Here is a 14,187-nt window from a genome sequence, read left to right on the forward strand (position 1 = left end):
GTCAGCATCATCCCGGGGCGCGCGAGGCGCGAACCTCAGGTGCGCAATTGCGCACCGGGGGATCTCGAGATTCTCGGGTATGCAATTGCATACCCTAGTTCGACACTTCGTGTCGCCCCGGAATGACGGTGAGAGCTCAAGCCAGCCGATACGTCCCGCCGATCACCGGATCGCCATCGGTCGCCACGATCCCGCGGGCGACCAGATCTTCCAGATGCGCCAGCACGGAATAGCCGGCGGCATTCGTCAGCCGCGGGTCGATACCGATATAGATCGCGCGCACCATGGTCGGGATGTCGGCCTCGCCCTTGGCAAGCCGATGCAGGATCGAGGCCTCGCGGGCCTGGCGGTGCCGGGTCAGGAAACGGACGTAACGCGGCCCTTCCGGAATTTCCGGCCCGTGGCCTGAAAAATACAGATCCTCCTCGCGCGCTTCCAGCCGCGCCAGCGAGGCCATGTAGTCGCTCATCGATCCGTCCGGCGGTGCGACGATCGAGGTCGACCAGCCCATCACGTGGTCGCCGACGAAATTGATCTTTCGCTCGGGCCAGGCGAACGCCAGGTGATTGGCGGTGTGGCCGGGGGTTGCGACCGCCTCCAGCGCCCAGCCCCGCCCTTCGATGACGTCGCCGTTCTTGACCTCGATGTCGGGCCTGAAATCGCGGTCGGCGCCGGATTCCGGATTGTGCTTTTCGCTCTCGAAGCGTGGCCGCGAGGCGCGGTGCGGCCCCTCGGCATAAACGGGCGCGCCGGTGGCCGCCTTGATCCGCGCGGTGTTCGGCGAATGGTCGCGGTGGGTGTGGGTGACGAGAATATGCGTCACCGTCTCGCCGCGCACGGCGTCGAGCAACGCCTTGGCATGCGCATCATCATCGGGACCGGGATCGATGATCGCGACAGTGCCCTTGCCCACGATGTAGCTGACCGTGCCGGTGAAGGTGAACGGGCTAGGGTTATTGCAGAGGACGCGCCGCACGCCGGGACGCGGCTCATCGACGACGCCGGCTCGAAGCGGAAAGTCGCGGTTGAACGGGATGTCGTCGTTGTCGGCCATGCGGAGTTCCTACCATCACTCCCGTCATACCCCGCGAAGGCGGGGTATCCGGTAATCACTGACGTTCGAGAAGAAACGAACCGCCGCGGCGTACTGGATCGCCCGCCCCAGTGCGCAATTGCGCACAAGGCGGGCGATGGCGGCATAATGTGGGGCTACTTCTGCGCGCCCCTCACACTTTACGAAAACGCCTGTATCCCCGTGATGGCCCGGCCCAGGATCAGGGCGTGGACGTCGTGGGTGCCTTCATAGGTGTTCACGGTTTCCAGGTTCGCGGTATGGCGCATCACGTGGTACTCGATCTGGATGCCGTTGCCGCCGTGCATGTCACGCGAGACGCGGGCGATGTCGAGCGCCTTGCCGCAATTGTTGCGCTTGACGATCGAGATCATTTCCGGCGCCATCTTGCCCTCGTCCATCAGGCGGCCGACCCGCAATGAGGCCTGAAGGCCGAGCGCAATCTCGGTTTCCATGTCGGCGAGCTTCTTCTGCACGAGCTGCGTTGCCGCTAGCGGCCGGTTGAACTGCTTGCGGTCGAGCGTGTATTGCCGCGCGCGGTGCATGCAGTCTTCCGCCGCACCCATTGCACCCCAGGAGATGCCGTAGCGGGCGCGGTTGAGGCAGCCGAACGGTCCCTTCAGGCCTGATACGTTGGGCAGCAGCGCGCTCTCCGGCACCACCACGCCGTCCATCACGATCTCGCCGGTGATCGAGGCGCGCAAGGACAGCTTGCCGCCGACCTTCGGCGCCGACAGGCCCTTCATGCCCTTCTCGAGAATGAAGCCGCGGATCTGGTTGTCATGCGCGGCCGACTTGGCCCAGACGACGAAGACGTCGGCGATCGGGGCATTGGAAATCCACATCTTGCTGCCGCTGATGCGATAGCCATCCGACACCTTCTCGGCACGGGTCTTCATGCCGCCGGGATCGGAGCCGGCATCCGGCTCGGTCAGGCCGAAGCAGCCGACCCACTCGCCGGTGGCAAGCTTCGGCAGGTATTTCTTGCGCTGGTTCTCGTCGCCATAGGCGTAGATCGGGTACATCACCAGCGACGACTGCACCGAGTTCATCGAGCGATAGCCGGAATCGACCCCGCTCGATCTCGCGCGCCACCAGGCCATAGGCGACGTAGCTCGCGTTCGCGCAGCCATATTCTTCCGGCAGCGTGACACCGATCAGGCCGAGCTCGCCCATCTCGTTGAAGATCTCGCGGTCGGTCTTCTCTTCCAGATACGCGTTGATGATGCGCGGCAACAGCTTGTCCTGCGCATAGGCACGCGCGGTGTCGCGGATCATGCGCTCGTCTTCGGTGAGCTGGTCGTCGAGCAGGAACGGATCGTCCCACTGGAAGGAAGCCGCCGCCGGCTTGTCCTTGGCTTGAGGGCGCACGCTCATGAAAATCCCTTTCGCATCATTGTCCTCATGTAAATTGTCGACAAATTAATGCGCTATCGGCAGAAGCGCAAATGTTTCACCACGTCATTCCGGGGCATGCGAAGCATGAACTGTGGGGCGCCCCTTGCACCCCTGAGAATCTCGAGATTCCGGATATGGTGCTAGCGCACCATTCCGGGAATGATGACTACTCCAACTTCTCGTTGGAAACGATCTCGATGCCGAAACCGGATAGCCCCTTATAGTCGTGCACCGACGAAGTAAGATTGACGATCGAGGTGATGCCGAGATCGCGCAGGATCTGGGCACCAACGCCGACTTCACGCCATTGCCGGTGCCTGTCCGCCTCTGCTGTTTTCTGTTCGCCGACCGGCTCGACGGGAACTCCGGCCGCGCCGTCGCGCAAGTAGACCAGCACGCCGCGGCCGGCCTTCTTGAAATGGTCCAGCACGACCTGCATCCGCGCCTGGCCGGTGAAGAGATCCTTGACGATATTGGGCTTGTGCAAGCGCGTCAGCACGTTCTTGCCGTCGCCGATCCCGTTATAGACGAAGGCAGCATGCGCGATCTCGTCGAAGGGCGAGCGATAGGCATAGCCCTGCAGCGGACCGATCGGGCTGTCGGTGGTAAACGTCGCGACCCGCTCGATCAACTTTTCGCGCGCCTGACGGTAAGCGATCATGTCAGCGATTGTGACATGCTTGAGCTTGTGAGTGGCGGCGAATTTCGTCACCTGCTCGCCCTTCATCACAGTGCCGTCGTCGTTCATCAATTCAGAGATGACGCCGACCGGCGGCAGGCCGGAAAGCTTGCAGAGATCGACCGCCGCTTCGGTATGGCCGGAGCGCAGCAGCACGCCACCGTCGCGGGCGATCAGCGGAAAGATATGACCGGGCCGGGCAAAATCATTGGCGCCGGCGTTGGGATTGGCGAGCGCGCGGCAGCAGGAGGCGCGCTCCTCCGCCGAAATGCCGGTGCCGCCATCGGGTTTGTAGTCGATCGAGACGGTAAAGGCGGTGGTGTGATTGGACTCGTTATGCGCCACCATCGGATCGAGCCGCAGCCGCCTGGCGTCGTCGGTGGTGATCGGCGCGCAGACGATACCGGAGGTGTGGCGGATAATGAATGCCATCTTCTCCGCGGTGCAGAGCGAAGCCGCAACGATCAGATCGCCCTCGCCCTCGCGATCGTCATCGTCGGTGACGACGACAAGTTCGCCTTTGGCAAAGGCTTGCAGAACTTCCTGGATGCTATCGGCCATTTCTCAAAATCTCGCCAAATCTAGCTAGCTTCAGCCAGTGCATTAGCCGGACTCCATGGCCGGCGCCAGCGTCAATACGCAGGGCAGGCCGCTGCCGGCGGGCGCGAAGCGGCCATGCTGCGGCGGTGCTGAAGCGGGATAAATTGTCGACGATTTCCGCCCGGTGGCATCGGCCGGTTTCGTCCCGATCAGGCGTAGATATGCCGCCTTGCCGGAGAAGTCAGCCCGCGGCGCCCGTCTTTTGCCGCTAGCATGCTGATTTTTGTTTAGATCGATTTGGCCGCAGACGCGCTTCACCTCTCCCGCTTGCGGGGTCGAGACGAGCGAAGCTCGCTCTTAGGTCGGCGCGAAGCGCCGGGTGGGGGGTCTTTCCACTCAGGCAGTGTCGCCCGCGGAGACACCCCACCCCAACCCTCCCCCGCAAGCGGGAGAGGGAGCGCACCTTATTCGTGGTCGCAGTCAAACCTATTTTCGTCAGGCTCTACGGCAGCACCTCGCGGCGCTCGCTGAGCAGCGCGTCGGTCTCGGCGCGCTTGTCCTCCAGGAGCCCGGCCTGGGCGGCTTCGATCACCTTGTAGAGTTCGTGGGCGTCGCTGAGCCGCGTCACCGTCACGTAGTCGGCGCCGGCCTCGTAGAGGTCGTTGACGTTGGCCAGGATCTCCGCGGTGGCAACGATCTTGGCGGTCGGGTTGAGCGAGCGGACGTGCCGGACCAGCTTTTCGTTGTCGGCGCCCTTCAACAGCGAATCCGGGATGCTGAGGATGATCAGTTCGGCCTTGCCGACGCCGGCATGCACCAGCGTATCGACGTTGCTGATGTCACCATAGACCACGTGCATGCCGCGGTCCGTCAAGGTCCTGAATACCAGCGGATTGAAGTCGATCACGGTGATCTGCTCCAGCACCGCCGGAGTGAGGCGCTCGATCTCGGCAACCAGCGCGCTGGCGGCGCGGAAGAACCCGAGAATGACGATCCGGCGCGCCTCCCCGTGCCCGCCCTCGTGCGCTGCGTCGGCCTCATGCTTGTGATCGAGGTCGCGAAGCCCGATCCGCTTCAGCGGACCGATCAGGCCGCGCGTGACCTGGTCGCTGCGGCCCATGACGAAGGTGCTCAGGACCGCCAGCACCACGAAGGCGAACGACGCCGCGCTCGACGTTTCCGGGCTGATATGGTGTGCCAGCACGCCGGTCTGGATCACGACCAGCGAAAACTCCGAGATCTGCGCCAGGTTGATCGCCGGCAGGAGGCTCGCGCGCAGTCCCTGTTTCATCAGATAAAGCGGCGTGAACGTCGTCACCATGCGGCTGACGACGGTGAAGGCCGCGATCGCGAGCGCCAGCCCGATCACCGACGCACCGGGGACCGGGATGGTCATGCCGAGCGAGACGAAAAACAGCGTGATGAAGAAGTCGCGCAGCGTCGTCACCTTGGCGGTGACGTCGAGCGCATAGGGGAATGTCGACAGCGATACGCCAGCCACCAGCGAGCCCATCTCGCGCGACAAATGCAGCCTCTCCGCGATCTCGCCGATCAGGAAGCACCAGGCCAGTGCCCCGAGCAGGATCAGCTCGGGCCGGCGCGCGATCTGGTGGAACAGCCACGGCAGCACATAGCGGCTGAGCACCAGCGCGGTCGCCACCAGCACGCCGACCCGGGCGATCGACAAGAGGATCACGCTCACTTGCAGATTGTCGAGGCTCGGCTGCACCGCCAGGAACAGGATCGCGAAGATGTCCTGCAGCACCAGCACACCGAGCGTAATCCGCCCAGGCAGCGTGTCGAGCTCGCGCTTCTCGTACAGCACCTTGACGATGATGACCGTGCTCGACAGCGCGCAGGCGATGCAGAGATAGAGCGCGTCGAAATGCCCGCTCCCCATCGACAGGCCGATCCCGATAAAGAACAATATTCCGAGCAGGACGCCGCCGACCAATTGCCCGCCCGCGGCAAACAGAATCACCTTGCCGGCGCGCACGATCTTCTTCAGGTCGATTTCCAGCCCGATCATGAACAGCATGAAGATCAGGCCGAGCTCTGAGATGACGGTGATCGAATCCTGGGATTCGACCCACTTCATGCCGAATGGACCAATGAAGAACCCGGCGATAAGGTAGGCCAAAATCAACGGCTGCCGGGAAAAATGCGCCAACAGGCCGAGCACCCAGGCGAACAGGATGCATAAGGTGATATCGCGAATAAGCTCGTGCATGGTTCCGGACTTCCCCCTTTTGCAACCTAGAGGTCCCGGCGCAAGGGTCAAACAAGCAATGTGTCACAGCCATAGAATGGGGGCTTTTCTCGCGATTCTGGCCGTGTTGTCGATCCCGTACGCCTCCACCGCCAGCGCCCGGACCACAGGCGGAATCGAACAGAATTTCGCAAACTCCCACCCCCTGATCCCCCAGCGGATCGCCTATTTCGACACATCAGGCAAGATGGCGGGGAGCTACCTCAAGTCCCCGATTGCGTTAAAACCGTTCGCGACCGTCGAGGTCTTCATCGCTGCAGACGACGTGCGCGGCGAAACGGGAGCCAATTTCGTGGTCGACTGGGCGGCCACGGGCGAGATCACCGAGCCCACGGTCGAGGCGCTGATGGTCGGCGTCGGCACCGGACATCATGCCTTCGTCAGCCAGGCCGATCAGGATCGTCGGCAAGAACCAGGCTGAAACGACGACGAGACGAGAGAGCCGCCCGGTCGGGCCTCTCAACAAGAAACAAGATGGAGTGAACATTCATGTCTACCGCTTCCTTCGATTTTGCGCCCTTGCTGCCCACCGGATTGCCGGCGCCGGCAGCGCGGTGGACCGGCCTTGCCAGATACAGCTTTGTCGGCGGCAACAATGATCCCGAGCAGGTTCCGGTCGATGGCCTGATCGACGCCGTCAATACCGTTCTCCGGCGCGAGGGCAAGACGCTCGCGACCTACGGCCTAGCCAGCGGCCCGCAGGGCTATCGCCCCTTGCGCGAATTCCTCAGCGCGAAACTCAAGCGCGACGCCGGCATCGCCTGCATTGCCGACGATATCATGATCGTCTCCGGTTCGCTGCAGGCGCTCGACCTCGTCAACCAAACCTTGCTGGCGCGCGGCGACACCGTGCTGGTCGAGCAGGAGACCTATCAGGGCGCGCTGACCCGGCTGACGCGGCTTGGTGTCAAGGCGATCGGCATCCCTCTCGACGAGCAGGGCATGCGGATGGATGCGCTGGCGGCAGCCCTTGCCGACCATAAAAGCCGCGGCATCACGCCGAAATACATCTACACTATCCCAACCGTGCAGAACCCGACCGGCAGCATCCTGCCGGAGATGCGGCGCGCCGAGATGCTGAAGCTGTCGCAGCAATATGGCGTGCCGATTTTCGAGGACGATTGCTACGCCGACCTGGTTTGGGCCGGCAAACGTCCGCCCGCGATCTACGCCATGAGCAAGCATGGCGGCGTCATCCACATCGGCTCGTTCTCGAAGTCGATCGCGCCGGCGCTGCGGGTCGGCTTCATCGTGGCACCCTGGGAGATGATGTCGCGGATGCTGGCGCTGAAGACCGACGCCGGAAGCGGCGCGCTGGAGCAGATGGTGCTGGCCGAGTACTGCGCGCCGCATTTTTCGACCCACGTGCCGAAGCTGACACGCGGCCTGCGCGCCAAGCTAGACACGCTGATGGAAGCGCTCAGCGAGCAGTTCGGCACCTCGGCCGAATTCGAGGAGCCCGAGGGCGGCATCTTCCTGTGGGTGAAGCTGCCCGACAATGTCGACACGCTAAAACTCTATCAGGCCGCGCTTGCCGCCGGCGTCGCCATCAATCCGGGGCCTGAATGGTCGACCGACAAGGCCTATGCCGGCAGCCGGCTGCGGCTGTGCTTCGCAAGTCCCTCGCATGAACAGATCCGCGAAGGCGTCGCCGTGCTCGCCGAAGTCTGCCGCAAGGAGTTCGGCGTGCCGGCACGGATCGCGAATGTGGAGAAGCGGGCGCGGAGCTGAGCCTGCAAGCCTTGGCCAGCGTCCTATTCAGCCTTGATCCCGGCCTCGGTAATCAGCTTGCCCCATTTCACGCTTTCGCTCTGGATGAATTTTGCAAAAGCCTCGGGCGAGGTGGGCGCGGGTTCGGCGCCGAGAACGCGGATTTTCTCGATCGCCGCGGGATCGCTCAACGCCTTCACGAAGGCGGTATTCAGCGTTTTGACGATGTCGGGCGGCGTGCCGGCGGGCGCGACGATGCCGAACCAGCCGACGGATTCGAATCCGGAGAGGCCCTGCTCCGCCAGCGTCGGAACATCGGGCAGGAAGGCCACGCGTTTCGCGGCGGAGACTCCGAGCGCCTTCAACTTGCCGTCGCCGATCAACTGCTTGGATGCAGGGATATCCAGCACGGCCAGTGGGACGTGGCCGGCAAGAACGTCTGTCGTCGCCGGCGCGGTGCCGCGATAGGCGATCAACTGAATTCCGACACCGGCCTTCTGGTTGAACAAGGCCGAGGTCAGGTGCATCGCCGTGCCGTTGCCGCCATGGCCGATCGACAGCCCCGCCGTTTGAGCCTTGGCCTTGGCAATGAGATCGGCGACAGAGGCAATGGCCGATTGTTGCGAAGACACCAGCACGAACGGGATTTCCGCCAGCAAGGTGACCGGCGCCAGGTCCTTGATCGGATCGAACGCCATCGCCGCGCGGCTGAGATGGGGATTGACGGTCAGCACGCCGGCTGCGGCCACGCCGAGCGTGTAGCCATCAGGCGCTGCCTGCGCCACCGCGCCGATCCCGATATTGCCGCCCGCGCCCGCCCTGTTCTCGATGACAACGGGCTGACGCAGCGTTTCCGATAATAACGGCTGCAGGGCGCGGATGACGATATCGGCACTGCCGCCGGGCGGAAATGTCACGATGATCTTGATGGGTTGATCGGGATATGCGTTTGCTGCTTCAATCGCCGACAACGACAGCGACAAAACAACAACAAGGGCGCGGGTCATGCCTTGCCGGATCGACGGAAACATTGATGGTCCCCTGATGATCTCTGTGGCGCTCAGTAATGCATGATCGTCCCAGCGCAGCAAGCGACAAGGCGGCAAGTGACAAGGCGGCAAGTGACATGGTGAAGACCAGCGTTCTCGTGGTTGGTGGCGGTCCGGTTGGTCTCAGCTTGGCGATGGACCTCGCATCGCGGGGAATATCCATCACTATCGTGGAAACACGCGCCGCCGGCGAGCCGCCGAGCGTGAAATGCAACCACGTCTCGTCGCGCTCGATGGAGATTTTTCGCAGGTTAGGACTGGCGCAGAAGCTGCGCGACGCCGGATTGCCGGCCGACTATCCGAACGATTGCTCTTACCGCACCACGGCAACGGGGATCGAGCTCTCGCGTATCCTCATTCCCTGCCGGCGCGATCGCTATACCGCCACCGGCGGGCCAGACACCGGTTGGCCGACGGCCGAGCCGCCGCACCGCATCAACCAGATCTATATGGAACCCGTGCTGTTCGCCCACGCCGCCGCCATCAACGGGCTGCAGATTCTGAACCGCACCGCATTCGAGGATTTCAGCGAAGTCGATGAGGGCATCGTTGCAACCCTCCGCAACCTCGATACCGGAGCCGCCTTTCAGATTCACGCCGATTTCATCGTTGGCTGCGACGGGGCGCGGTCGCTGGTTCGCAAGGCGATCGACGCCAATCTGCAGGGAACGCCGATCATCCAGCGCGTGCAGTCGACCTACATCCGCGCGCCCGCCCTGCTCGGCCTGATGGACCGGCCTGCCTGGATGACGCTGTCGCTCAATCCGCGGCGCTGTGGCACGGTTGTCGCGATCGACGGCCGCGAGAAGTGGCTGATCCACAATCACCTCAATCGCGAGGATGAGACCTTCGAATCCGTCGATCGCGATGCCTCGATCCGCGCCATCCTCGGCGTCGGCCCCGACTTCGAATACGAGATTCTGAGCAAGGAGGACTGGGTCGGCCGCCGCCTTGTCGCCGACCGGTTTCGCAACGGACGCGCGTTCATCTGCGGCGATGCCGCGCATTTATGGATGCCCTACGCCGGCTACGGCATGAACGCCGGGATCGCCGACGCAACGAACCTCGCATGGCTGCTCGCCGCCTATCTGCAGGGTTGGGCCGACATCGCCATCCTCGACGCCTATGAGGCCGAGCGTCTGCCGATCACCGAACAAGTGTCGCGCTTTGCGATGGAGATGGCGGGCAAGGTCTTGAGCCAGCGCCGCACCGTTCCTGATGCAATCGAGCAGCCGGGGCCGGAAGGCGATGCCGTCCGCAAGCAGGTGGGGCAAGCGGCTTATGACCTGAACGTGCAGCAATATTGCTGTGCCGGCCTCAACTTCGGGTATTTCTACGATCGCTCGCCGATCATCGCCTATGACGGCGCCGAGCATCCGGGCTTTACGATGGCGGACTTCACGCCGTCCTCGACGCCGGGCTGCCGGCTTCCGTTCGCGAAATTGCCGGACGGACGGCCGGTCTATGATGCGTTGGGTCCGGGCTACACGCTTTTGCGCTACGATCCGGGTGTTGTGGTTGCGCCCTTGACCGATGCGATGCGCGCCAATGGCGTCCCGTTTGAGATCGTCGATGTACCCGGCGACCAAGCGCCGCCGCCCGGCGGCCACAAACTCATCCTTGCGCGCACCGACCAGCATGTCGCCTGGCGGGGTAACGCGATCCCTGACGATCCCGCGCCGCTCGTCGGCAAGCTGATCGGCCGAAGCCTCACCCCCAGCCCGGATTGATCCCCTGATGTCGGAGGCGCGCTCCCAGCATCGCCTAGGCTTTGCCCTGGTCGTCGCCGCCGCCATTGCCTGGAGCACGGCGCCGTTCTTTACAAGGCTGCTTCCCTACGACTCCTGGACCATCCTGTTTTGGCGCGGATTGTTCGGCGGCGGCCTGATCGTGGCGATCATGCTGGTGCTGCAAGGCAGCGCCGGACTGCGGGACCTGACAAGGATAGGAAAAAGCGGCTGGCTGGTCGCATCATTATCGACATCCGCCATGATCGCCTTCATCCCATCGCTACAACTGACCAGCGTGTCCAATGTGGCCATCATCATCGCGACAGGCCCCTTCGTCACGGCCGCGCTTGCCTGGGCGTGGTTGCAAGAAGTCCCGCATGCGCGAACTATGGTCGCGAGTGTCGTGGCGCTCTGCGGCGTTGCGGTCATCGTCGGCAACGCGCGCATCGGGTCCGATATCCTGGGAATAGCGCTCGCTTGCTTCACGACGCTGGCGATCGCCGCGATGACCGTCATGGTCCGGCGGCACAAGGATACGTCCATGGTGGCCGCCGCCGCGCTATCCAATTTTCTGGGCAGCATCGTCAGCATTCCCTTTGCCGGCAGCATCGCCGGCATCCCCGGGGCCGATATCCTGATCCTCGCGATGTTCGGATTTTTCCAGGTTGCGCTGGGGTTGACGCTGTTTTTCCTCGGTTCGCGGCTGCTGCCTTCCGGGCAGGCCGCCCTGATCTCCACGCTGGAGACGCCGCTGATGCCGTTCTGGATATGGGTGGGATTTGGCGAGGTGCCCACACTACGGGTCCTCGCCGGCGGCGCTCTGGTGATGGGCGCCGTCATTGCCGACATCGCCGGCGATATCCGCGCGCAGCGGCCATCAAAGTGAATGGGCGGCGGCTCACCGCACCGCGAACGGCGCCTGATAGGGCCGGCCGAACGGCACGCCGTTGATCACGGTCTGCACGGGCTTGAGCAACAGCTTGCCCTCGCGCTTGTTGTTGCGGGTGTCGACGAACGAGGTCTGCGCCTCCACCAGATCCAGGATGGCGACGTCGCCGGGTGCGCCGATCTGCAGCGTGCCGATCTTGGGCGCGCGGTTGATGATTTTCGCCGGCGTCGATGTCGCCGCCGCCACCACCTGCTCCAATGTAAGGCCGAGCGTGATGAATTTACTCATCACATTCGGCAAATACGGCATGCCTGGCGAGTTGCCGGAGAAGACATGGATGTCGGAGGAAATCGTATCCGGTGTGCAGCCGCCGGGAAGCGCGACCTCCGCCACCGTGAAATCGAAACTGCCGCCGCCATGGCCGACGTCGAACATCACGCCGCGCTGCTTGGCTGAGAGCGCTGCCGGCAGCAGCTTGCCGTCCTGCACGATGTTGGTGAAGGCGCCGCCGATGTTCGGTGCGCCGGAATAGGCGTGCGTCAGCACGTCGCCCGGCCGCATCAGGTTGAGAATCTCCGACATCAGCTCCTTGGTCTCGACGCCGCCTATATGCACCATCATCTTGGCCGGCCAGCCGCACATTTCGCAGGCTTTGATGCCGCGCTTCAGCGGCTCCAGCCCGTGCCTGGCGATCACGTTCTCCGACATCCTGACCTTCACGCCGAGCAGGAATTCCGGATTTTCCGCCAGCGCCATCGCGCAGGCATCGACTTGCGCGTAATCGATGTTGTAGAGCTCGGCCACCGGGAAGCCGGACAATCCGTTGTTGGCGATATGGACGAAGGCGTAAATTCGCGCCCGCGATTGCGCCACGATGTAACGCCGCAGCGCCGCGAGATTGTTGACGCCGGCATCGCCCGCCGACACCACCGTGGTGGTGGCCTGGGCCTGCACCAGCTCGTCGGCGGGAATGCCGATCGCCGAACCATAGGGGTAGACGTGCGAATGCAGATCGATCAGGCCGGGCGTCACCAGCTTGCCTGAGGCATCGATGGTCTTGGCGGCGCGCGCGGCCGGAATCTCGTTCTCGACGGCCTCGATCACACCCCAGCGGATACCGATATCGCGCTTGCCCTTGAGCGACTGGCTCGGATCGAGCACGTCGCCGCCCTTGATCACGAGGTCGAATTTGTCATTCGGTCCCATCGTGGCATGGGCGCTTCCGGACATCGCGGCGACCGCGGCCGATCCGGTCAGGCTCAGGAAATGACGGCGTGAAACCCCGCTCATGGCAGCCTCCCCAGTTTGATTGTTATGGCGCGATGATGCGCCCGCTCCCAGCCTTGCGCAAGCAAGAGTAAAGCCTGCCCATTCTCGTCCCACGCTGGATTGAAGCTCGGCGCTGCCGGTTTGCAGTGGGCGCTTGCTGTATCGACGTTCGCAGCTTTGCCTCTCGCGGCGCACGCATGCGCGACACGGCCACAACAAGAGAAGCGATCGGACGAGTGGTCATCAAGAAGAAGTATCGTTACTGACGCCTCGAATCGCATCGCGTCGCGCCGTTCGGTCCGGATGACCCCAAACGAAAAATGGCCCCTCGCGGGGCCATTCTCTTTGTTTTGCGTGTCGCTGCGTTCGAAAAATATCAGCTATAGATCTCGAACAGGCCGGCGCCGCCCTGACCGCCGCCGATGCACATCGTGACGACGCCCCACTTGGCCTTGCGCCGGCGGCCTTCCTGCAGGATGTGGCCGGTGAGACGCGCACCGGTCATGCCGAAGGGATGGCCGATCGCGATCGAGCCGCCGTTGACGTTGTACTTCTCCGGATCGATGCCGAGCTTGTCGCGGGAATAGAGACACTGGCTGGCGAAGGCTTCGTTGAGCTCCCAGAGATCGATGTCGTCGATCTTCAGGCCATGGCGCTTCAGAAGTTTCGGCACGGCGTAGATCGGACCGATGCCCATCTCGTCCGGCTCGCAACCCGCCGCCGCCCAGGCGACGAAGCGGCCCATCGGGTTGAGACCGCGCTTCTCGGCATCCTTGGCTTCCATCAGAACGACCGCCGCCGCGCCATCCGAAAGCTGGCTGGCGTTGCCGGCGGTGACGTATTTGCCCGGGCCCTTGACCGGCTCGAGCTTGCCAAGGCCTTCCATCGTCGTATCGGGACGATTGCACTCGTCGCGGTCGACGGTGTAGTCGACGATGCTCTCCGCCTTGGTCTGCTTGTCGACCACCTTCATCTTGGTCTTCATCGGGACGATTTCGTCCTTGAACTTGTTGGCCTGCTGGGCGGCGGCCATGCGGCGCTGCGATTCCAGCGAGTACTCGTCCTGATATTCACGGCTGAGCTTGTAGCGCTCGGCAACGATATCGGCGGTATCGATCATCGCCATGAAGATATCGGGCGCGACCTTGAGCAGGTCCGGATCGATCGATTCCTTGGGCGAGCCGCCGCCGGGGATCGAGATGCTCTCGACGCCGCCGGCCACGATGCAGTCAGCCCCGTCAGAGCGGATCGAGTTGGCGGCCATCGCGATGGTCTGCAGGCCGGAGGAACAGAAGCGGTTCACCGAGACGCCGGCCGTCGATTTCGGCAATCCCGCGAGCAGCGCGGCCTGGCGGCCGATGTTCGGCGCGCCATGCGCGCAATTGCCGAGATAGCAGTCTTCGACATAATCCTTGTCGACGCCGGCGCGTTCGACCGCGTGCTTGATGGCGTGAGCCGCCATCGACATCGGCGGGGTGATGTTGAACCCGCCGCGGCCGGACTTCGCCAGCCCCGTACGTGCATAGGAAACGATGACAGCTTCACGCATTTGAAAGACCTCCCTTTGATGCGATCCAGTATG

The 14,187-nt window shown here is 63.4% G+C and carries 10 protein-coding genes and 1 pseudogene; 4 read left to right on the forward strand and 7 right to left on the reverse strand.

The window, feature by feature from the left end:
• Positions 1-136: 136 nt before the first annotated feature.
• The 4 genes and pseudogenes from V1273_RS26680 to V1273_RS26695 form a co-directional block, all read right to left on the reverse strand.
• Positions 137-1,054 carry an MBL fold metallo-hydrolase gene (locus V1273_RS26680; RefSeq protein ID WP_334411433.1) on the reverse strand — a complete coding sequence of 306 codons (918 nt, stop codon included), beginning with the start codon at positions 1,052-1,054 and terminating at the stop codon, positions 137-139.
• A 179-nt stretch (positions 1,055-1,233) separates the two neighbouring features.
• Positions 1,234-2,449, reverse strand: a pseudogene (locus V1273_RS26685) (acyl-CoA dehydrogenase).
• A 187-nt stretch (positions 2,450-2,636) separates the two neighbouring features.
• Entirely contained in the window at positions 2,637-3,710 is a 1,074-nt protein-coding gene (gene ribB / locus V1273_RS26690) for a 3,4-dihydroxy-2-butanone-4-phosphate synthase (protein WP_334411434.1), read from the reverse strand.
• Between the two features lie 481 nt (positions 3,711-4,191).
• On the reverse strand, positions 4,192-5,919 hold the full coding sequence (locus tag V1273_RS26695; protein ID WP_334381025.1) for a cation:proton antiporter: 1,728 nt from the start codon (positions 5,917-5,919) through the stop codon (positions 4,192-4,194).
• Between the two features lie 76 nt (positions 5,920-5,995).
• Here V1273_RS26695 and V1273_RS26700 point away from each other — a divergent pair, with 76 nt between their 5' ends.
• Together V1273_RS26700 and V1273_RS26705 are read left to right on the forward strand one after the other, a co-directional pair.
• Positions 5,996-6,379 carry a DUF3124 domain-containing protein gene (locus V1273_RS26700; RefSeq protein ID WP_334411435.1) on the forward strand — a complete coding sequence of 128 codons (384 nt, stop codon included), beginning with the start codon at positions 5,996-5,998 and terminating at the stop codon, positions 6,377-6,379.
• A 68-nt stretch (positions 6,380-6,447) separates the two neighbouring features.
• On the forward strand, positions 6,448-7,689 hold the full coding sequence (locus V1273_RS26705; RefSeq protein WP_334381023.1) for an aminotransferase-like domain-containing protein: 1,242 nt from the start codon (positions 6,448-6,450) through the stop codon (positions 7,687-7,689).
• A 23-nt stretch (positions 7,690-7,712) separates the two neighbouring features.
• Here the strand turns inward: V1273_RS26705 and V1273_RS26710 are convergent, their stop codons facing one another.
• A complete protein-coding gene (locus V1273_RS26710) occupies positions 7,713-8,699 on the reverse strand; it encodes a Bug family tripartite tricarboxylate transporter substrate binding protein (RefSeq protein ID WP_334411436.1) in 987 nt (328 codons plus the stop codon).
• 35 nt (positions 8,700-8,734) lie between these two features.
• Between V1273_RS26710 and V1273_RS26715 the strand changes: the two genes are divergently transcribed.
• Both V1273_RS26715 and V1273_RS26720 read left to right on the forward strand, forming a co-directional pair.
• Positions 8,735-10,447 (forward strand): FAD-dependent oxidoreductase, encoded by a 1,713-nt coding sequence (locus tag V1273_RS26715; protein WP_442894113.1) that lies wholly within the window; start codon positions 8,735-8,737, stop codon positions 10,445-10,447.
• A gap of 7 nt (positions 10,448-10,454) precedes the next feature.
• Positions 10,455-11,333, forward strand: coding sequence for a DMT family transporter (locus V1273_RS26720; RefSeq protein WP_334411437.1), 879 nt, complete (start codon positions 10,455-10,457; stop codon positions 11,331-11,333).
• Positions 11,334-11,345: 12 nt separating this feature from the next.
• On the opposite strand, the gene V1273_RS26725 is transcribed toward V1273_RS26720, so the two are convergent.
• Positions 11,346-12,626: an amidohydrolase/deacetylase family metallohydrolase gene (locus V1273_RS26725; protein ID WP_334411438.1), complete on the reverse strand. Its 1,281-nt coding sequence runs from the start codon at positions 12,624-12,626 to the stop codon at positions 11,346-11,348.
• 355 nt (positions 12,627-12,981) lie between these two features.
• Positions 12,982-14,154: a thiolase family protein gene (locus V1273_RS26730; protein ID WP_334364224.1), complete on the reverse strand. Its 1,173-nt coding sequence runs from the start codon at positions 14,152-14,154 to the stop codon at positions 12,982-12,984.
• Positions 14,155-14,187 lie beyond the last annotated feature (33 nt).

This window comes from Bradyrhizobium sp. AZCC 1721 (genome assembly GCF_036924715.1).
Classification (GTDB): Bacteria; Pseudomonadota; Alphaproteobacteria; order Rhizobiales; family Xanthobacteraceae; genus Bradyrhizobium.